Source organism: Enterobacter cloacae complex sp. IR53041, assembly GCF_049238285.1.
In the GTDB taxonomy this organism is placed as follows: domain Bacteria; phylum Pseudomonadota; class Gammaproteobacteria; order Enterobacterales; family Enterobacteriaceae; genus Enterobacter; species Enterobacter roggenkampii.
Genome location: NZ_JBMKHB010000011.1, coordinates 102,312 through 121,457, shown reverse-complemented (window position 1 = coordinate 121,457; position 19,146 = coordinate 102,312). Strand labels below are relative to the sequence as shown.

16 protein-coding genes are annotated in these 19,146 nt (G+C 58.3%); 6 read left to right on the top strand and 10 right to left on the bottom strand.

All coding sequences use genetic code 11. The features are described 5' to 3' along the window. Nucleotides 1–8: 8 nt before the first annotated feature. Genes ACOTXF_RS10475 through ACOTXF_RS10465 form a run of 3 tightly spaced genes read right to left on the bottom strand, consistent with a single transcriptional unit; the run spans nucleotide 9 to nucleotide 3,020 of the window. Entirely contained in the window at nucleotides 9–1,256 is a 1,248-nt protein-coding gene (locus tag ACOTXF_RS10475; RefSeq protein ID WP_048963008.1) for an efflux RND transporter periplasmic adaptor subunit, read from the bottom strand. Between the two features lie 11 nt (nucleotides 1,257–1,267). Next, on the bottom strand, nucleotides 1,268–1,606 hold the full coding sequence (gene cusF / locus ACOTXF_RS10470) for a cation efflux system protein CusF (RefSeq protein WP_039025321.1): 339 nt from the start codon (nucleotides 1,604–1,606) through the stop codon (nucleotides 1,268–1,270). Between the two features lie 28 nt (nucleotides 1,607–1,634). Next, nucleotides 1,635–3,020, bottom strand: a complete 1,386-nt coding sequence (locus ACOTXF_RS10465; protein WP_045415895.1) for an efflux transporter outer membrane subunit — start codon at nucleotides 3,018–3,020, stop codon at nucleotides 1,635–1,637. A 162-nt stretch (nucleotides 3,021–3,182) separates the two neighbouring features. Between ACOTXF_RS10465 and ACOTXF_RS10460 the strand changes: the two genes are divergently transcribed. Then, nucleotides 3,183–3,866 (top strand): copper/silver response regulator transcription factor, encoded by a 684-nt coding sequence (locus ACOTXF_RS10460; protein WP_008503517.1) that lies wholly within the window; start codon nucleotides 3,183–3,185, stop codon nucleotides 3,864–3,866. Further along, complete coding sequence (locus ACOTXF_RS10455) at nucleotides 3,856–5,310, top strand: Cu(+)/Ag(+) sensor histidine kinase (protein WP_048963009.1); 1,455 nt, start codon at nucleotides 3,856–3,858, stop codon at nucleotides 5,308–5,310. Before ACOTXF_RS10460 ends, ACOTXF_RS10455 begins: the two co-directional genes overlap by 11 nt. Nucleotides 5,311–5,313: 3 nt before the next feature. Here the strand turns inward: ACOTXF_RS10455 and ACOTXF_RS10450 are convergent, their stop codons facing one another. Then, nucleotides 5,314–6,219 carry a LysR family transcriptional regulator gene (locus ACOTXF_RS10450; protein WP_047745682.1) on the bottom strand — a complete coding sequence of 302 codons (906 nt, stop codon included), beginning with the start codon at nucleotides 6,217–6,219 and terminating at the stop codon, nucleotides 5,314–5,316. A gap of 117 nt (nucleotides 6,220–6,336) precedes the next feature. Between ACOTXF_RS10450 and ACOTXF_RS10445 the strand changes: the two genes are divergently transcribed. Then, a complete protein-coding gene (locus tag ACOTXF_RS10445; RefSeq protein WP_048963010.1) occupies nucleotides 6,337–7,752 on the top strand; it encodes an MFS transporter in 1,416 nt (471 codons plus the stop codon). Nucleotides 7,753–7,798: 46 nt separating this feature from the next. Here ACOTXF_RS10445 and ACOTXF_RS10440 read toward each other — a convergent pair whose 3' ends face one another. Genes ACOTXF_RS10440 through ACOTXF_RS10430 form a run of 3 tightly spaced genes read right to left on the bottom strand, consistent with a single transcriptional unit; the run spans nucleotide 7,799 to nucleotide 10,509 of the window. Continuing rightward, on the bottom strand, nucleotides 7,799–8,794 hold the full coding sequence (locus ACOTXF_RS10440) for a DUF2891 domain-containing protein (protein ID WP_047745678.1): 996 nt from the start codon (nucleotides 8,792–8,794) through the stop codon (nucleotides 7,799–7,801). Nucleotides 8,795–8,803: 9 nt separating this feature from the next. Next, nucleotides 8,804–9,790: a DUF979 domain-containing protein gene (locus tag ACOTXF_RS10435; protein WP_048963011.1), complete on the bottom strand. Its 987-nt coding sequence runs from the start codon at nucleotides 9,788–9,790 to the stop codon at nucleotides 8,804–8,806. Then, nucleotides 9,787–10,509 carry a DUF969 domain-containing protein gene (locus ACOTXF_RS10430; RefSeq protein WP_021240145.1) on the bottom strand — a complete coding sequence of 241 codons (723 nt, stop codon included), beginning with the start codon at nucleotides 10,507–10,509 and terminating at the stop codon, nucleotides 9,787–9,789. The genes ACOTXF_RS10435 and ACOTXF_RS10430 overlap by 4 nt, the downstream gene beginning before the upstream one ends. A 200-nt stretch (nucleotides 10,510–10,709) precedes the next feature. Between ACOTXF_RS10430 and ACOTXF_RS10425 the strand changes: the two genes are divergently transcribed. Further along, nucleotides 10,710–11,255: a winged helix DNA-binding protein gene (locus tag ACOTXF_RS10425; protein WP_047745673.1), complete on the top strand. Its 546-nt coding sequence runs from the start codon at nucleotides 10,710–10,712 to the stop codon at nucleotides 11,253–11,255. Here ACOTXF_RS10425 and glgX read toward each other — a convergent pair whose 3' ends face one another. The 3 genes from glgX to treZ are packed head-to-tail and all read right to left on the bottom strand — an operon-like array spanning nucleotide 11,256 to nucleotide 17,599. After that, nucleotides 11,256–13,331, bottom strand: coding sequence for a glycogen debranching protein GlgX (gene glgX / locus ACOTXF_RS10420; RefSeq protein WP_025911082.1), 2,076 nt, complete (start codon nucleotides 13,329–13,331; stop codon nucleotides 11,256–11,258). It abuts the gene before it with no gap. Nucleotides 13,332–13,346: 15 nt separating this feature from the next. Then, complete coding sequence (treY, locus tag ACOTXF_RS10415) at nucleotides 13,347–15,815, bottom strand: malto-oligosyltrehalose synthase (RefSeq protein WP_232926897.1); 2,469 nt, start codon at nucleotides 15,813–15,815, stop codon at nucleotides 13,347–13,349. After that, nucleotides 15,812–17,599 carry a malto-oligosyltrehalose trehalohydrolase gene (gene treZ, locus ACOTXF_RS10410; protein WP_039025333.1) on the bottom strand — a complete coding sequence of 596 codons (1,788 nt, stop codon included), beginning with the start codon at nucleotides 17,597–17,599 and terminating at the stop codon, nucleotides 15,812–15,814. Before treZ ends, treY begins: the two co-directional genes overlap by 4 nt. Before the next feature lie 132 nt (nucleotides 17,600–17,731). Here treZ and ACOTXF_RS10405 point away from each other — a divergent pair, with 132 nt between their 5' ends. Together ACOTXF_RS10405 and ACOTXF_RS10400 are read left to right on the top strand one after the other, a co-directional pair. Next, nucleotides 17,732–18,259, top strand: a complete 528-nt coding sequence (locus tag ACOTXF_RS10405; protein WP_021240150.1) for a GNAT family N-acetyltransferase — start codon at nucleotides 17,732–17,734, stop codon at nucleotides 18,257–18,259. Between the two features lie 99 nt (nucleotides 18,260–18,358). After that, nucleotides 18,359–19,108, top strand: a complete 750-nt coding sequence (locus ACOTXF_RS10400) for a 5'-nucleotidase, lipoprotein e(P4) family (RefSeq protein ID WP_198921528.1) — start codon at nucleotides 18,359–18,361, stop codon at nucleotides 19,106–19,108. The last annotated feature ends 38 nt before the right edge of the window (nucleotides 19,109–19,146 follow it).

Genomic DNA, 19,146 nt, shown 5'->3' with positions numbered 1-19,146 from the left:
TCGTCTCCTTAATGGCCTGAATGCGCGTCGTCAGCGGCTTCAGCGTGGCGCATGCGCTCCAGCGCGCCGGTAATATTGGCCTCCGAGTCAATCAGAAACAGACCGCTGACCACCACCGACTCCCCCTCTTCCAGTCCGGTACCAATGCCGGACTGCTGCTGTGATTCATGCAGAACGTGGATCCTTTTCGGTACAAACTTCCCGTTCGCATCAACGGTAATAACGCGCTGTTCTTTCCCGGTATCGATAACGGCCTGAGACGGAATGAGCAACATTTCCTGACTTAGGGTATTCAGCTTCAGGTAGGCATTCATGCCCGGTTTCAGCAGTTCATCCTTGTTGGAGACCTGCAGGCGCACCTGCAGCGTACGGGTGGTTTGATCCACGCTCGGCAGAAGACGCCATTTTTCAACCGGGAAGGATTTATCCGGATAAGCCGGTACCGAAACAGTAAACTGCGAGGTATCTTTCAGCAGATAAGCAATGGATTCAGGAACCGCCGCGCCGATCCAGACCGGATCCATCCCCTGAATCTGCGCCACCACCTTCTCTTTGGAAATATTCATTCCGGTGCGCAGGTCAAAGGCCGTGATCACCCCGTCAATGGGCGCCTTGATGGTAAACCGGGTCTGGATAGTACGGGTCGCACGCAGCCGCTGAATATCGTCATCCGGCATACCCGCCAGGCGCAGACGCTCCAAAACGCCTTTTATCTGCGTGGGCGTTCCGCCGGTACCGGAGAGCAGGAGGAACTCGCTCTGCGCTTCGACCCAGTCCGGAATGGTGATATCAACCAGCGGCGTGCCTTTTATCACCTTATCGCCAATCGTCAGCGGGTACACTTTCTCAACGAACCCTTCCGCACGCGCCTGCACAATGACAAACTGATAGTCGTTATAGCTGACGTTGGCCGGGATCGTCTGGGCATAATTCAGCTTTCCGCGCGTCACTTTTTGCGTTTTTAATCCCAGGTTCTGAACCTGGGTCGGATCGATACGGATACCGTCACTGCTTTTACCATCCTCATCGGCATATTTCGGCACCAGATCCATATCCATAAACGGTGATTTACCGGGCTTGTCGAATTTCACGTCAGGCTTCATCGGGTCATACCAGAAAAGGACCTTTCTTTCCGCAACGCTATTTGCTGTTTTTTCAGATGAATAAAGTGTCTGCCATGCCGTCACCGATATCAGCCCTCCAGCAATAAGGCTGCTGACTATCATGGCAGCGTATTTTATTTTTAATGAGGCCATGCCGTTTCTCGCTATTTTATGCTCTTGAGTAAAGAGAGATTGCCCTGCTGAACAAACGAGAAATTCACGTGGCTGCCGACTTTTAAGGCAGTAATACTCGCGTCGGCCTGCATAAAAGTAAAACGCATGGTCATCGCGGGCCAGCCAATTTCCGGGATGGCTTCGTGAGAAATCGTCACTTTTTTATTCGTGAGATCAATATCCTTCACAATGCCGGTCCCGGTGATGACCTGCTCTGAGACACCTTCGCTGGCGGCGCTCATCTCCGCGTGCTGATGAACCTCAGCCTGAAGACCGGCAGAAAACATAATGATTGCACCAAATACGACGGCGTTAAGTGAATTGCGCATGTTTAATATCCTTTTTAATTAAATGAGGTTATTCGGCCCAACCGCCGCCCAGCGCGGTGAAGAGGTTAATTTCATTAACCTGCCGGGCATAAATAAGGTCGAGAATATTTTGCTGCGTGGAAAACAGCGACCGTTCCGCGTCTAATACTTCGATATAGCTCACCGCACCGCTGGTATATAATCCTCTGGCCCGCTGCAGGGTAATATTTAGCGAATCAAAATACCGTTCTTGCGCAGCAAGCTGCTGGTTGAGGCTGTCCCGCAGCGCGAGCGCGTCGGCAACCTGCCTGAAGGCAGCCTGTATTTTTTGTTCGTAATTCACAACCGACTGCTGCTGACGAATTTCAGCCAGCCTCAGGTTGGCCTTATTCCTGCCCGCATTAAAAATCGGAAGTTCAATTTTAGGAATGAAATTCCACATCCCACTGCCCGCGGTAAACAGGCTGGATAATTCCGTACTGCCTGTTGAAAGCCCGCTGGTCAGGGAAATTGACGGGAAAAAGGCGGCACGCGCGGCGCCGATATTCGCATCGGCCGCGTTAAGCTGATGCTCCGCCTCCATAATATCCGGGCGCTGCAACAGTATCGCTGAAGATAGATGGGGCGGGAGTTTTACCGGCGCAATATCGCGGGCGCTCATTCCGCTGTCGCCCGGCAATCCGCGATAGGTGCCGAGGAGCAGCTGCAGAGCATTGTTGGCCTGCGCCAGCTCCCCCTCACGTTTGGCAATCTCTGCCTGCGTGCTTTCGGTCTGTCCCCGGGCCTGTTCCAGCGCCAGCACGTTGGTGCTCCCCGTCGCCAGCTGGTGCTCAACGAACGCATAAGACTGCCGGTAATTTTTCAGCGTTTCCCGCGCGATGCGCAGCTGTTTATACGCCAGCTGCTGGTTGAAATAACTCTGCGACACGTTAGAGACAAGCAGAATATGCACCGCGCGACGGGCCTCTTCGCTGGCGAAATAGTTTTGTCGGTCGGCCTCGCTCAGGTTCTTCAGCTTGCCGAAAAAGTCGAGTTCGTAGCTAAGCGCAAGACCGGCGTCGTACTGCCGTGAGGTCGGTTTGTCACTTTTTAGCCCGCCGCTGTACGTGATACCTGCGGATCCATTTAACTGCGGATAACGATCCGCCTTCGTCACGTTGAATTGCGCCCGGGCCTCTTCAATCTTCAGGGCGGCCATTTTGATATCGCGGTTGTTTTTCAGGGCTTCTGTAATCAATCCAGCTATCTGAGGGTCGACGAAGAAGTTGCGCCAGCCGGTGTCCTGATACCCGGCCGCCGCGGGCGTCAGGCCGTTGCGCGAGAGCGAAAACTGCTGGGGTACCGGTGATGCCGGGCGCGGGTATTCAGGCGCCAGCGAGACGCAGCCTGCCAGGATAAATACCGTACTGATGCTGAGTCGTTTTAACAGGAACATAGCGGTTCAAATCAAGTCCAGAGGATTTTTAGGGCTACTCTAATGAACGCATCCTGTTTGACCGGTGACAGGATAATGACAATGTTGTCATTTATGGCGTAAGTCATTGTTAACGATCGCGGGCTCACTAGAATGTCATCAGCAGCCAGTCTGGGGAGCAAGATGAAAATACTGATCGTTGAAGACGAAATGAAAACCGGGGAATACCTCAGCAAGGGGCTGACGGAAGCGGGGTTTGTCGTGGACCATGCGGATAATGGCCTGACCGGGTACCACCTCGCCATGACCGCGGAATATGACCTGCTGATTCTGGATATCATGCTGCCCGACGTGAACGGCTGGGATATTGTCCGCATGCTTCGCTCTGCCGGCAAAGGAATGCCCATCCTGTTACTCACGGCCCTCGGGACGATAGAGCACCGGGTTAAAGGGCTTGAGCTGGGCGCGGATGATTACCTGATTAAGCCTTTCGCCTTTGCGGAACTGCTCGCCCGGGTCAGGACGCTGCTAAGACGCGGAAATACGGTGATCGCGGAAAGCCAGCTTCAGGCGGCTGACCTGACGGTTGACCTTGTGTCGAGGAAGGTCAGCCGGGCGGGCAATCGCATCCTGTTAACCAGCAAGGAGTTCAGCCTGCTGGAGTTTTTCATGCGTCATCAGGGCGAGGTGCTGCCCCGCTCCCTGATTGCTTCCCAGGTGTGGGATATGAACTTTGACAGCGACACGAACGCAATAGATGTGGCGGTAAAGCGCCTGCGCGCAAAGATCGATAACGATTTTGAACCCAAGCTGATCCAGACGGTACGCGGCGTAGGCTATATGCTGGAGGTGCCGGATGCCCGTTAAGCGCCTCCGACGCCCGTTCTCGCTTGCGCTGCGGCTGACCTTTTTTATCAGCCTCTCCACCATACTGGCCTTCTTCGCCTTTACCTGGTTTATGCTGCACTCCGTTGAGAAGCACTTTGCCGAGCAGGATATCAGCGACTTACAGCAGATTAGCAGCGCAATGCACCGCATCCTCCAGTCTCCGGCCGATCCCGACCAAAAGAAAATCAGCAAGCTCAAAGAGTCGGTCGCCAGCTACCGCAACGTGGCCGTCCTGCTTCTGGATCCGCAGGGCAATACCCTGTTCAGCTCGGCGCAAGGCGCGGCATTGCGCCCGGCGATGAACACAGCGAACTTTAGCAAACACCGTCAGGCACAGGATGTGTTTCTCTGGACGGTAGAAGACCCGGTCAAGCCTATGCATGCCGGGTCCGACATGAAAATGGAAACGTACCGGATTATCGCCTCCTCAGGCAGGGCAACGCTGCAGGGCAAAACTCAGGACTACGTCATGCTGATCGGGCTCTCGATTAATTTTCATCTCCACTACCTTGAGGCGCTGAAGAAGAATCTTTTTGCCATTGCCGCGGCGATCAGCCTGCTGATTGTGCTGGTGATTCGTATCGCGGTGCGTCAGGGACACTTGCCCCTGCGTAACGTCAGCACCGCCATTAAAAATATCACCTCCGAAAATCTGGATGCGCGCCTGGAGCCGTCCCGCGTGCCCGTTGAGCTGGAACAGCTGGTGATCTCCTTCAACCATATGATTGGGAAAATTGAAGATGTCTTTACCCGGCAGGCGAATTTTTCCGCCGACATCGCCCACGAAATCAGAACCCCCATCACCAACCTGGTGACGCAAACGGAAATTGCGTTGAGCCAGAACCGCTCCCAGAAAGAGCTGGAAGATGTCCTCTACTCCAGCCTGGAAGAGTACAACCGGATGACCCGCATGGTCAGCGACATGCTGTTCCTGGCGCAGGCGGATAATAATCAGCTCATCCCGGATCGGGTGATGTTTGATTTAAGCGCCGAGGTGATGAAAGTCTTCGATTTCTTCGAAGCCTGGGCGGAAGAACGCCACGTCTCGCTGAAATTTAACGGGATGCCCTGCCTGATAGAAGGCGATCCGCAGATGTTCAGAAGAGCAATCAATAATCTGCTCTCCAACGCCCTGCGCTATACGCCGGAAGGGAAAGCGGTAACGGTCTCCATCAGAAAACGGGATAACGACGTTGAGCTGGTGACAGAAAACCCCGGCACGCCGATCCCGCAGGCGCATCTGCCAAAGCTGTTTGACCGTTTTTATCGCGTCGATCCGTCCAGGCAGCGTAAGGGCGAAGGCAGCGGGATTGGGCTTGCCATCGTGAAGTCCATCGTCACCGCGCACCACGGAAAAGTCCGCGTGGAATCGGATGCGGTGTCGACGCGCTTCATCCTCACGGTGCCGGGGAAAGTGCTCTGAGCGTCAGCAAACCGCGCGGCACACCTCAAGGACCTTTTCCCTGAGCCAGCGATGCGCCGGGTCCCGCTCCATGCGCGGATGCCACATCTGGGATACCGTAATGGTCCGGGTCTTAAAGGGCAGTTCAAAGACGTGCACGCGCTCGGTCATCGCCTGATTGAGCAGGTACAACGCCGGTACCATAGCAATCAGGTCGGAGGCCAGCGCTACGGATATCGCCGTCGGGAATCCAGGCACCACGCTGGCGATCTTTCGTTTCATCCCCCGCTCCGCCAGCGCGTCGTCCACAGACCCGTGTAACGCCCCATCAGGCGACGCCACCACATGGCCCCAGGCAACATAATCGTCAAGGCTGACCTCAGGCTGTGAAGACAGCGGATGTCCCTTGCGCACCGCGCCAACAAACCGATCCTGAAAGAGCCTTTGCAGCCGTATTTCAGGCCCCATGTTGCTCTGCACGCCGATCTCCAGGTCGACAAGCCCCTCCCGTAAATAGCGCGACGTTTTTTCAGGTTTGGGAGCGAAGCGGATGCAGACCCCGGGCGCAACGCTCGCCACCGCGGCTATGAGCATAGGTCCAAACGCCACGACAAAACCGTCGTTGGCCCGAATAGTGAACAGCCGTTCAAGGCTTTCCACCTTCAGCGTGTCTGTGGAGGGCTGCAGCACCGCCCTCGCCTCGTGCACGGCGCTTCTGGCGCGATCCCGGGTGGCTTCGGCCCAGGGCGTCAGCACCATATGACGCCCGGCCCGCACCAGAATAGGATCGCCGGTCACCTCCCGCAGCCGGCTCAGGGTGCGGCTCATGGCGGAGGTGCTTAGGTTTAAACGTCGCGCCGCGCCCGCCACGCTGGCTTCGGCCAGCAAAACGTCGAGCGCAACCAGAAGGTTAAAGTCAGGATCGGACACGATGGCTCCTCAGATAAGGCGTTATATGCAACGATTAAGTGCAAATGCTGCGTCTTCCGCCCTGTATAGCGCATGATTATAGTTTCGTCATCACTATTCTTATCCGGAGTAACGACGATGACGCTATTTACCAACCAGCCCGGCGATGAAGGTTTACCCGGGCATGAACGCGCCCGGGTCCTGGCCGCCGTCATGACCACCACGCTGATGGGCGTCTTTGACGGCACCATGATCAACATCGCGCTCCCCTCCATGGCTAGAGCGATGCAGGTCCCCGCAAACGTTGCGGTCTGGTTCGCTAATGGTTATCTGCTGTCAGCGGCGATGACGCTGGCTATTTTCGCCGCGCTGGCGGCCCGCGTGGGCTATCGCCCGGTCTTTCTGAGCGGGCTTGCCACCTTTACGCTCACCTCGCTCGGCTGCGCGCTGGCAACAACGCCGGAAATATTAACCGGGATGCGAATTCTGCAGGGCATCGGCGGGGCGGCGACCCTGAGTATCGCTCCGGCGATCCTGCGGTCCGTTTTTCCGGGCCGACTGCTGGGCCGTATTCTGGGGCTGCACGCCCTGCTTATCGCCTCCAGCACGGCGATTGCTCCGGTACTCGGTGGAACAATACTGGACGCCCTGAGCTGGCAGTGGCTGTTCGCCATTAACCTCATTCCGGGCAGCATCGCCCTGCTGCTGGCATGGCGGGCCTTGCCGCGGGAATCGGTTGCTGACAGACCGCCCTTTGATGCGCCGGGCGCCGTGCTCTCCGCCGTCCTGTTAGGTTCCGCGATCATGCTGGCCGACAGCCTTCAGCACGTGGCGCAACACATTAGTCTTCAGGCCGTCTGCTGGAGCGTTCTCACGCTGGTTAGCGCCCTCGCCTTTACCTGGCGGATTCGGCGCGCGCAACATCCGTTACTGCCGCCGGTGATGTTCAGAAACGGGCGCTTCACCCTCGCCGCGCTGACCTCGCTGGCCTCGTTTGTCAGCCAGGGGATCACGTTTGTCGCGCTGCCGTTCCTGTTTCAGAGCGTGTATGGCTACAGCCCGGTGGTGTCGGCGCTGCTGTTTACCCCATGGCCGATTGGCATCGTGCTGATCGCGCCGCACGCGGGTCGCTGGGCGGATACGATCTCCGCGCCGCTCATCTCGACCCTCGGGCTTATCGTCTTTGTCGGTGGGCTGGTCCTGCTGGCCACGTTGCCGGTGAATCCTTCCGTGTGGAATATCTGTCTGCGCAGTCTGGTCTGCGGGATGGGGTTTGGCTGCTTCCAGAGTCCCAATAATCGGGAAATGCTCGCAAACGTGGCGCGGGAACATGCCAGCTATGCCTCCGGCGTGTTGTCGATCGTCAGAACATTCGGCCAGTGTCTCGGCGCCGCCGTGGTGGGGGTTCTGCTGGGAGCGGCGGCAGGATGGGACCATCAACATGCTATCCAGGTTGCACTGTGGTTAGCCGTCATCGCCTCGACGGGTTCGGTGGTATTTAGCCTGAGCAGGCTGCGCCCTGCGCGGTCTACAGGCAAGCGTTGCACAATGTAGGCCGGGTAAGCGCAGCGCCACCCGGCAAGAAAGACGGCGCGTTTGTTTACTCCAGCGCCAGCAGCGCAAAGCTCGCCAGCCAGTGTCCGCCGCTGTAGTGGCTGCCAACCACATGCCCGACGCTGGCGGCCAGATGTTTCGTCACCGCCTCGCGCAATGCCGGTTGCGCCGGGTGGCTGGCAGGAAGCGCTTTCGCTATGTGCTTCATACACCACGCGCGGCTAAGGTTTAACCCGTCCAGATGGGCAATTTTCGGGTCGGTACGATCGCTCACTTCCGCCGGGTTCATCAGTGCCGTAACGGCGCCCACCTCCGGCAGAAACGCGTCAAACCAGGCCGGGAAGCCCTCCGACACCTTGCTCATCAGCAGTGCCTCCGTCAGCGCGCCGGAAATATACTCGTCTCCGCCGGGCTCATAATGAGCCGGATAGCGCGTGTCGGCGAGATAAAACCGCTCAGCCGCCGCCAGAATTGCCTGCTCAAGCGCCTTGTCGCCCACTGCGCGACCATAATCCAGCGCCAGCGCGAGGGAAAACGCGGTGTTGTAGTGCGTCCCGACGCGGATCGGATAGGTGAGCTTGCCGAGGTAATCCACCAGCCGGTTGCGAATGTCCTGGGTTAACGGCTCCAGCGTCTGGTACCAGCCTGCGGCCTGCGGCAGCGACGACTGTTTCAGCTCCTGGGCCAGCGCCAGCAGCCAGCCGTAGCCATACGGCCGCTCAAACGAGGCGCGGAACGGCGCGGTAAAATAGGCCAGCTCCTTCGCCACGTTCTCTTCGGTCAGGTGCTCGTCAAAAAGCGCGACGATCGCGTCCCGGCACGGTAATTCTGGATAGAGGCGCACGCAGCGCAGCAGCAGCCAATAACCGTGAACCGCCGAGTGCCAGTCAAAACAGCCGTAGAAAATAGGATGCAGCTCGCGCGGCGGCAGCACGTCACCATCATCATTCAGCAGGTGCATGATGTGGTTCGGGTATTCCTGGCGCAAATAGGTCAAAGGCATGCGGGCAAACGCGTCGGCCTGATGTTGCGTTAATTCCATGACAGCTCCTTAGCGAAACACGAGGAAATACATTAAGAACACGTTCACCACCAGCAGGGTTAACGCGGTCGGGATCTGGATCTTGATCACCTGATATTTGTCTTTCAGCTCCAGCAGCGCGGCGGGAACGATATTGAAGTTCGCGGCCATCGGCGTCATCAGCGTGCCGCAGTAGCCTGCGTACATGCCAATCGCCAGCAGCGGCGCCGGGTTGCCGTGATGCACGTTGATCAGAAACGGCAAGGCGATCCCCGCGCTAAGCACCGGGAAGGCCGCAAACGCATTCCCCATAATCATGGTAAACAGCGCCATGCCCACGCAGTAAATCACCACCAGCATGAAGCGGTTATCCGGGTTCACAAACAGGCTCACCACCTTCTGCACCGAGTCACCCGTGTTGGCCACCACGAACACGCCGCCAAGCATGGCCAGCATCTGCGGCAGGATCACCGCCCAGCCGATGGTATCGACAAGACGACGGGACTGACGAACGGCATGGAGCGGCGTGCCTTTGGTTAGCCACCAGCCGGTGAGGATCGCCGCGACGCAGGCCACACACAGCGCCGCCAGGGTGAGCTGTTTCTGATCGAGCAGAAACACGCCGCCGATCGAAACGCCCTTCAGGAATAACGTGCCCAGCACCGTCACCACCGGGATCATCAGCGCGGGCAGGAACAGCCAGTTTTTAAGCCGGTTTGACGACGTGACGCGCTCCTCCTCGGTGGACATTTTATAGTGCCCTTTCCCGACGAGACCAAAACCCGCCAGCAGCGCGATAACGATAACGCCGCCGCCGATAATCCGGTAAGCCAGCGATTTACCCAGCTCCTGGACCATCAGATCGCCAAACAGGAAGATCCCGCCAAACAAGAACCAGAACAGCGCGGTGGTAAAACGCTTCGGGTTGGCGCGATCGCGCAGGGTCATCACAACCAGCAGCATCACGACAAAGCCAATCAGGTAATACACGCGGTTAATGGTGATAAGCGTCATCATTGCGCGGCCTCCTGCGTACCCTGCTCTGCCCGCCAGGCCATCACGTCGCGACGGATACTCGCATCGAGGCGCAGGAGGCGCGTCATATGAATAATCAATGCCGCAATGGCGGTCGGAATGGCCCACAGGCCGATATGCAGCGGTTCAATGCCCGGAATACCGTTCTCTTTCAGGAACGCGTCGATCAGCAGCACCGCCCCGAAGGCAATAAAGATATCTTCCCCAAAGAAGACCGCGATGTTGTCGCACGCGGCGGCGTGGGCTTTGATTTTGTCGCGGATGTGCTGCGGCAGTTCGCCGTATTCGTTCAGCGCCGCCCCTTCGGCCATCGGCGCCAGCAGCGGGCGCACCGTCTGGGCATGGCCGCCCAGCGACATCAGTCCCAGCGCGGCGGTGCCTTCACGGGCGACAAAGTAAAGCATCAGAATACGCGCCGAGGTGGCGCTGGCGATCTTCGCCACCCAGGCCTGGGCGCGCTCCTTAAGCCCGTAATATTCCAGTAGACCAATCACGGGCAGGATCAGGATGAAGGTGGCCAGCGATCGGCTATTGACGAACTTCTCGCCAAAGGTCTCCAGCAGCATCCCGAAATCCATGCCGACCAGCAGACCCGTCGCCAGCCCCGCCACCACGACCACCAGCAGCGGGTTGAAGCGCAGTGCAAAACCAATAACCACGATCGGTATCCCGATCAGCGGCAGCAGCGTAGTACCGTCCATAACGTTTACCCTATCGAAAGTGAGCGTTGCGCGCCGACGGCTATTTTTTTAATTTGCGGCGAGCGATGTTGTGTTTTGTTGGCAGGCTTCGCAAAACCTGCGCTAAAAAGCTATATCTGAACCTCAAAAACATGTAAACAAATTATCAATAAAATGTTCTTATTTTATCGATGAGTTTACATTTCTGGCTAAGGAACGTTATGACCTCAGAAAAGAGTGCTTCACCCGATCGCGACGATATCAACGAGGGCCGGATCGTCTCTTCCCGCCATCTGGTATCCGAGCGCTGCGCGGAGTTATCAGAGCTGGAATATGCGCTGATCATGACCGGCAACGCCTTTAACAAATGGATGGTGCGCTGCATGACGGCTGCCGGCGAGCCCGATATGGGCGCCTTTGACGTTTCGCTGCTGCATCACGTGAACCACCGCGACCGCAAGAAAAAGCTGGCCGATATCTGCTTCGTCCTCAACGTGGAAGACACCCACGTGGTGACCTATGCGCTGAAAAAGCTGGTCAAAGCAGGCTACGTGACGAGCGAGAAAGCGGGTAAAGAGCTCTTTTTCTCTACAACGGAGGAAGGGAAAGCGCTGTGCATGAAATACCGGGAGGTGCGGGAGGCGTGTCTGATTGCGATCCACGCGGAGAGCGGCATTGCCGGAAAGTCGATTGGCGAGACCGCGCAGCTGTTACGCACGATCTCCTCCCTGTATGACACCGCCGCCCGGGCGGCGGCGTCACTGTAACTAAGGACGGCGGAACAGCGTAATGCTCCGTCCGGCAAGCGCGTACTCAACGGTTTCGGTGATCGCTGTTCCGGTGGCGGCATCATCCGCCGTAGACAGCTCCAGCACCCATCCCCCTTCGCCAAACTGCGGGATCTGGAACGGCACGGTGCCTTCAAACGGATTGAACAGCATCAGCACGTCGTGCCAGATGCCGTCCTCCTGCTGAAGATCCGGCCTGCTGATGGAGACCCCGAGCGTTGAGCCTTCATCCCACTGCTCGGCCTGCTGCGGACCGCCTCCGGCATTGAACCAGCGGATCTCCAGCCCGTCACGCCAGCTTTCACGGCGCAGCAGCGGCTGTTGCGCGCGAAGGGCAATGAGACGACGGGTAAACTCGCGCAGCGCGGCGTCGTTTTCGGAGAGCCCCTTCCAGTCGATCCACGAGATCTCACTGTCCTGGCAGTAGCCGTTATTGTTCCCCTTCTGCGTGCGGCCAAACTCGTCCCCCGCCAGCAGCATCGGCGTGCCGTGGGAAAACAGCAGCGTGGTCAGGAAATTACGCTTTTGCCGCTCCCGGGTCGCGATGATGTCCGGGTTCTCGGTTGGCCCTTCCTCGCCGTAGTTGTACGAGCGGTTATCGTTATGCCCGTCGTTATTGTCCTCGCCGTTGTCGGCGTTGTGCTTCTCGTTGTACGACACCAGGTCATTCAGCGTAAAGCCGTCGTGGGCGGTGATAAAGTTGACGCTGGCCCACGGGCGACGCCCACGCAGATCGTACAGATCGCCGGAGCCCAGCAGCCGCGCGGCAAAGTCCGTGGAGACGTTGTCCCCCTTCCAGTACTCGCGAACGGTGTCGCGGTATTTGTCGTTCCACTCCCCCCAGCCCGGCGGGAATCCGCCCACCTGATAGCCGCCGGGGCCGATATCCCAGGGTTCACCAATCAGCTTTAGTCGGGATAAGACCGGATCCTGGGTCATGGCGTCGAAGAAACCGCCGCGCGGATCAAACCCTTCGGGCTCGCGGCCCAGGATTGTGCCGAGGTCGAAACGAAAACCGTCAATGTGCATTGATTCCGCCCAGTAGCGCAGGGAATCCATCACCATCTGCAACACGCGCGGGTGCGAGGTGTTGACCGTGTTTCCCGTCCCGGTGTCGTTGATGTAGTACCGGTGCTGGTCGGGCAGCGTGCGGTAATAGCTGTAGTTATCAATCCCCTTAAACGAGAGCGTCGGGCCAAGCTCGTTCCCTTCCGCCGTGTGGTTGTATACCACGTCCAGAATGACCTCGATGCCCGCGTCATGATAGGCGCGCACCATATCGCGAAAGCCCTGGATCCCCGCCGGGCCGTAGTAGCGCGACGCCGGAGCAAAAAAGCCCAGCGTGTTATAGCCCCAGAAGTTCTTCAGGCCGCGGTCGAGCAGGTGCTGGTCGTCCGGGAACCAGTGAACCGGCAGCAGCTCCACCGAGGTAATGCCCAGGCTTTTGATGTAGTCGACCGAGGCTTTGTGCCCCATCCCCTCAAACGTCCCGCGCAGCTCGGGCGGAATGGCCGGGTTCATCTGGGTAAAGCCCTTCACGTGGCTCTCATAGACAACGGTATGCGGCCAGGGGACGTTCGGCCGGTTGTTGTCCTGCCAGTCAAAGGCGTTCGGGTCGATAACCCTGCATTTCGGCGTAAACGGCGCGCTGTCGCGGGTATCAAAGCTCAAATCCAGCTCGTCATGCCCCAGCTCATAGCCGAAATGGGCGTCGTTCCAGTCGATGTCACCCACCAGTTCGCGAGCGTAAGGGTCGATGAGCAGCTTATGCGGGTTAAAGCGATGACCATTTTCCGGGTCGTAGGGGCCGTAGACGCGATAGCCGTACAGCGCGCCCGGCTTCAGGTCAGGCACATAGCCGTGCCAGATCTCATGGGTATACTCCGGCAGCTCCAGCCGGGCGATTTCCGTTTTCCCGGACGGGTCAAACAGACAGAGCTCCACTCGTTCAGCGTGCGCGGAGAACAGCGCGAAGTTAACGCCCTTCCCGTCATAATTCGCCCCCAACTGCTGGCCATGACCGGCCCGAATTTCAAACGTTGTATCCTTTGCCATTTTCGTTCTCCACGATTATTCGCAGGTAAGCAGAACCAGTACACATCCCTTTTCTGACGTTAAATCCAGCGTCTTTTGCAGAATGCGGCTCTCACCGCTGAACAGATCCCGATAGCGCTTCCCGGCCAGTTCGTCGGGTATCGCTACCATGGTATTGACCCACAGCTGATGATTATCGGTGATGCCAAAAACCAGACGCGGCACGGCGACAATCAGCGCCTCCTCGTCCTTAACGCGCGCATAAACAATCAGGTTCTCTTCCCGCTCGCCGGTGACCTTAAGCGGCAGCCAGTCGCCGTAGCGGAAAAGCGCGTCGTAGTGCGGTCGAAGCCGCAGCAGCGTGGCGGTAACAAACTGTTTGACCCGTCCGTCCCGCCAGCAGGCCGGGTTGTCAAACACCCCGGCATCCGCCGCGCTGAGGCTCTGCACCAGGGCCGGAAAGTCCGGCTCGCGTCGGTTATCCGGGTCGACCAGGCTGAAGTTAAGCGCCTCGCTGCCCTGATAGATATCCGGCACGCCGGGCGCCGTCAGCTTGATCGCCGTCTGGCTGAGGCTGTTCATCAGCCCGGCGCGAATAAAGGGCTGCATCGCCTCGCTGAAATCGTGCAGGAACAGGGTGTTGTCCGGCGAAAGCAGGTGCCGCGCGTAGCTCAACACCACGCTCTCATAGCTCTCGTTGCTGTCAATCCAGTCGGTGCGCTGTTTCGCCTCGCGCAGCGCTTTTTCGAGGAAGCCGAGGAACCGCGTTTCGAGTGCTTTAAGCCCTTCAGCGTCATCCGGTGACAGCGTGGCGGGCCAGACGCCCGCCAGCGCCTGGTAGATCATCCACGTATCGGCGGCGTTCGGCGCGGTACCGTCATTGAGAAAGCGCACCTGGGTCTGGTTCATCTGCCGCCAGCGGGTAAGGTTCTCGCCCCAGCGTTCCGGGGCTTCCGTGAGGGTGTAAAGGCGCGCCCGGGCATCTTCCCCGCGCTTGGTATCGTGCGTGGAGGTACCCAGCAGCGCGTCGGACTGACGGGCCAGACGAATGCGCATCTCCTGGTGGAAGCGGGATAAGGAAAACGCGCGCGGCGTCGGGTCGGCCCCCACTTCATTGAGCGCAAGCTCAAGGTTGTGGCGAAAGAACAGCGTGTCTTCAACGGACTTCGCCATCAGCGGCCCGGTGAGCTGCTGGAAGCGGGTCCTGAACAGCGCGGCGCTCTCGCGGCAATCTTCCGGCAGGTCGCCGGTAAGAATGCGCACGATCAGGCTGAGCGCGGCTTCAGACGTCTCCACGCTGGCAACCACGCGGTTGAGCAGCGCCACGTCCGGCGGGGTTAACCCCTCGCGAGTGCCGTAGGTGCGGTAGACCGGAAACGCAATAAGCAGCTCGCGCAGCGCGTGGCGGATTTCCTCGCGCGGCAGCGCAACCTCATTGCGGCGGGCCAGATCCTCAGCAAGGTTTAGCAGCGTGGTGAATTCACCCTCGAAATTGCGATCGGTCATCAGGCCTTTGGCATCGCGCAGCTCCGCGTGGCGATCGACCGTCACCCCCAGCGTCTCGTCGTGGATTGTCTCCAGGCGCGAGAGGTTATTGTCGTCGACCAGCACTTCCGCCAGCGAGGCGATAAACTCGTAGCCGGTGGTACCGGATACCGGCCAGTCAGCGGGGAGCTGTTCCCCTTTGGCGAGAATCTTTTCGACCGTGATGTAGCAGTCGGGCCCGGCGGCCTGCCGCAGGCGCTGCAGATAGCCCAGCGGATCCGCCAGGCCGTCGACATGGTCAATGCGCAGGCCGTCCAACACGCCCGCGTGGACCAGCTCAAGGATCAGCCGGTGCGTATCGTCGAAGACCGCATCATCTTCAACCCGGACGCCGACCAGCCCGGTGATCTCAAAGAAGCGCCGCCACGAGAGCTGCTTCGGCGCCTCCCGCCAGGACATCAGCCGCCAGCTTTGCGCGTTGTGCAGCTCGGCAATGCTCTTCTCCTCGCCGTACGTGCCCGGGTTGAGCGGATACTCGGCGTCGTAGTAAACCAGCGCGGCCTTTTCCGTGACAGGGTCACGTTTTAGCGTGATGGCTCCCTTCTCCAGCTCCGCCTCAAAGGTGTCGCCGAGAAACGGCAGCGTCAGCGGTCGCGACCCGTCGATATCAAAATAGCGGAAGTAGCGGCTCTGCTGGCCGTATTCAATCACGTCCCGCCACCAGAGGTTTTCCAGCGAGGTGGACATATGGTTCGGGACAATATCCAGAATCAGCCCCATACCGGCCTGCTTAAGCGCCGCGGCCATGCGGTCAAAGCCTTCTCGTCCGCCAATCGCGGGGTCGATTTCATTCGGGTTGGTCACGTCATAGCCGTGGGTAGACCCCGTCGTGGCAGTGAACACGGGCGACGCGTAAAGGTGGCTGATGCCGAGGTCCTTCATATACGGCACCAGCGCCACAACGCGGTCGAAGGTCATGCCGTTACGGAACTGAATACGGTACGTGGCGGAAGGGATCATAACGATGCTTCTCCATCAGCAAAGCGAACGACAATACCGTTCGGGGGTAAAACGTCGTTGACCTCCGGCCAGGCGAAGCGCGTCTCCCCCGCGAGCGCGGGCAGGTCGACGGGCTTCGTTCCAATATTCAGCGCCAGAGAAAGCGTGCCTGACGGGAAGCGCCAGCTCACCGCCACCATGCCGGGCGCGGTCTTGAGCACATGGCCCTCAACGGCACCGCCCGGATGCAGAAGCGGAACGATATAGCGATGGCGCAGCGTCAACAGATGGCGCGTATAGCGCAGCCACGTTTTGCCCTCGTCGGTGGCGATTTTGTTCCAGTCGAGCTTTGAGCGGATAAACGTGTTCACGTCGTTCGGGTCCGGGACGGTTTCATCGTGCCCGGCATGGCCGGTGAACTCTTTCGCGCGCCCTTCCCGCACCGCCTTTGCCAGTTCGCCGTGAAAGTCGGTGAAGAACAGGAACGGATGCGTTTCACCAAACTCCTCGCCCATAAACAGCAGCGGGATATGGGGGGAAAGCAGCAGCGCGGCGAGCAGCACCCTCGTTTTATCAGCCCCCGCGAGGGAGATAAGCCGCTCGCCCTGGGCGCGATTGCCGGTCTGATCGTGGTTTTGGATGAAATCGACGAAGAACTGCGGCGGCTGCGTGCGGCACTCCACGCCGCGGGATTCGCCGGTTTGCAGCGAAATCTCGCCCTGGTAGACAAAGCCTTCCGCCAGCGCCCGGGCGAACTTTTTCTCCGGCTCAAAGGCAAAGTCCTGGTAATAGGCGTGCGTCTCACCGGTAGCAAACACGTGGGCAGCGTTGTGAAAATCATCGTTCCACTCGCCGGTAAACAGCGGCGTGTGGCCCTGTTCATCGCGCGGATGCAGAAAAATCACGTTGCGGCTGTCTTCCGTGGTCAGGTGAACGTGCCGGTGCGGGATCGCCTCGCGAATTTTTGCGGCAATCTCCTCCAGAATGTGCGTCCCGGAGCTGTCTTTAATCTGGTCGATGGCATCAAAGCGCAGGCCGTCCAGACGGTACTCCGTCAGCCAGTAGAGCGGTGCGTCGGTGATGTACTGCCTCACCGGCTCGCGCTCGTAAGCGATGCCGTTGCCCCACGGCGTCATTCGATGCTCATCAAAAAACGCGGGCGACAGCAGAGGCAGATAGTTCCCCTCCGGGCCGAAGTGGTTGAGCACGATATCCAGCACCACGGAAAGCCCCAGCCCGTGCGCGGCGTCGATAAACGCGTGGAAATCCTCCGGCGTGCCGTACGCAGAGTGCGGGGCATACAGCAGCACACCGTCGTACCCCCAGCCGCGGGAACCGCCAAACTGGGAGACGGGCATGACTTCAAGCTGGGTAATCCCCAGCTCCGCCAGATACGGCAGCTTGTCGATCGCCGCCCGGAAGGTGCCCTCCGGGGTAAACGTGCCGATGTGCAGTTCGTAAATGATCGTCTCTTCCCACGGCCGCCCTGCCCAGTCGCGGTTGACCGGCTGGTAACGTCGGGGATCGATCACGACTGAGGGGCCGTTAACGTCGCCCTTTTGCGCCCGCGAGGCGGGATCGGGCACCGCCGTGCCGTCCTGAAGAACAAACTGATATTCTGCACCGTGCCTGACGCCGGGGACGTCCGCCTGAAACCATCCGTCGCCGGTTGCCGTCATCGGCACGTCGGTGGCGGCAAGACGTAGCGTAAGTTCTTTCTGTCCTTCTGCCCAGACGCGAAAACGTACAACGTCATCGGAAATAAACTCAGCACCCCACTGCTTTTGAAATGTCCTGAATTCCATTCATTGTCCTCGAATGACCCACATTTTACGCGGAACGAAGTACAAGCTTAGTTCAGGATTAAAAGTGCGTGAGCTCAGCGGATTTAACCGCTTCGTCTATTCTTTATGAAATAACTCACTAACGGGAACACTATGCAGATTCGAAAAGGACTCAATACCGACTTCGCACGCCTTGAATGCTGTGACTTTTCTTTCACCATTAGCCACATTGCCCGGGAGCCGTTTATCCACTGTGATTTGCATATTGAAGCCGTGGCAGAGCCGTGGATAAAAACCTACGAACTCGACATTCAAACGCTTGAAAATCACTGCGTTAATCCGGACGCCATATTTCTTGTCGCGGAAACGGACGACGGTGAAATAGCCGGATTTATTACCGCGTCAGTCGGCTGGAATAAATTTATTTCAGTGGATTATATTGCCGTTGAGCGCTCCAAACGCAGAACCGGCGCTGCGCATAAATTAATGGCCGCCGCGCACGTGTGGGCCCGCAGCGTAAACGCGCCGGGATTACGGCTTGAAACACAAAATGTGAACGTCTCTGCCTGCCTGTTTTATCGTCACTACGGATTTACCCTGGGCGGATACGATCGTTATCTCTACAACGCCCTACCGGAAAAAGACGAGGTCGCTCTGTTCTGGTATTACATGCTGGTCTAGCGGAAACACATTGCCACATCACGGTCATATTTCTGTCACTGAATTTCATTACGCTTTCGGGATTTTAACCACGGTGTTGAGGAAAGAAGTGTGAATTCAATGGCTAAGGCATTACTGCTGGCATTACCGGTTTTGAGTGCAGCGGCAGCGGCGACGGCCGCGGAGCACGACCTGTGTGAACCGAAAGCGTACGAAATGGCGCTGCGCTATCAGCAGAAATCGGCAGAGATTATGGCCCTTCAGCTGCAAACCTATCGGTTTGCCACCGAGCGTTTTAACGAAAAGTTAAAGGATCTGAAAACGCCCGAAAATTACGCCGTGGTAATGGACCTGGATGAAACGGTACTGGATAACACCCCTCTGCTGGTGCGCGACATGGAGCAGTGTCACGACTATACGAAATGGGACACCTGGAGCGACTGGGAAAAACAGGGAAAACCCGGCTTAATTCCGGGGGCGAAAGCGTTTCTTGACCACGTGAATCAAAGTAAGGTCCGCATCTACTATGTCTCGGATCGTATGCAGGAAAACAAAGCCGACACGCTGAAGACGTTAAACGCTCTCGGCCTGCCGCAGGTATCTGACGAAAGCGTGCTGCTGGATACGGTCAGCAAGGAAGAGCGCCGTCAGAGCATCCTCAAAAAGCAGCAGATCGTGATGCTGTTCGGCGACAGCCTGCCGGATTTCGCCGTGCAGTTTAAAAACAAAAAGCCGAGCGAGCAGCAGCGTGAACTGGTTGAGGCCAGCGCGGAACACTTCGGCAACGACTGGATTGTGCTGCCTAATGCCGCTTATGGCTCATGGTCCAAAGCCACGCCGGACAGCTGGAACGCGCCGCTGAAAAAATAATGTCTTACGGGCCGGGAAAGCTATCGCGCGCCTTCCCG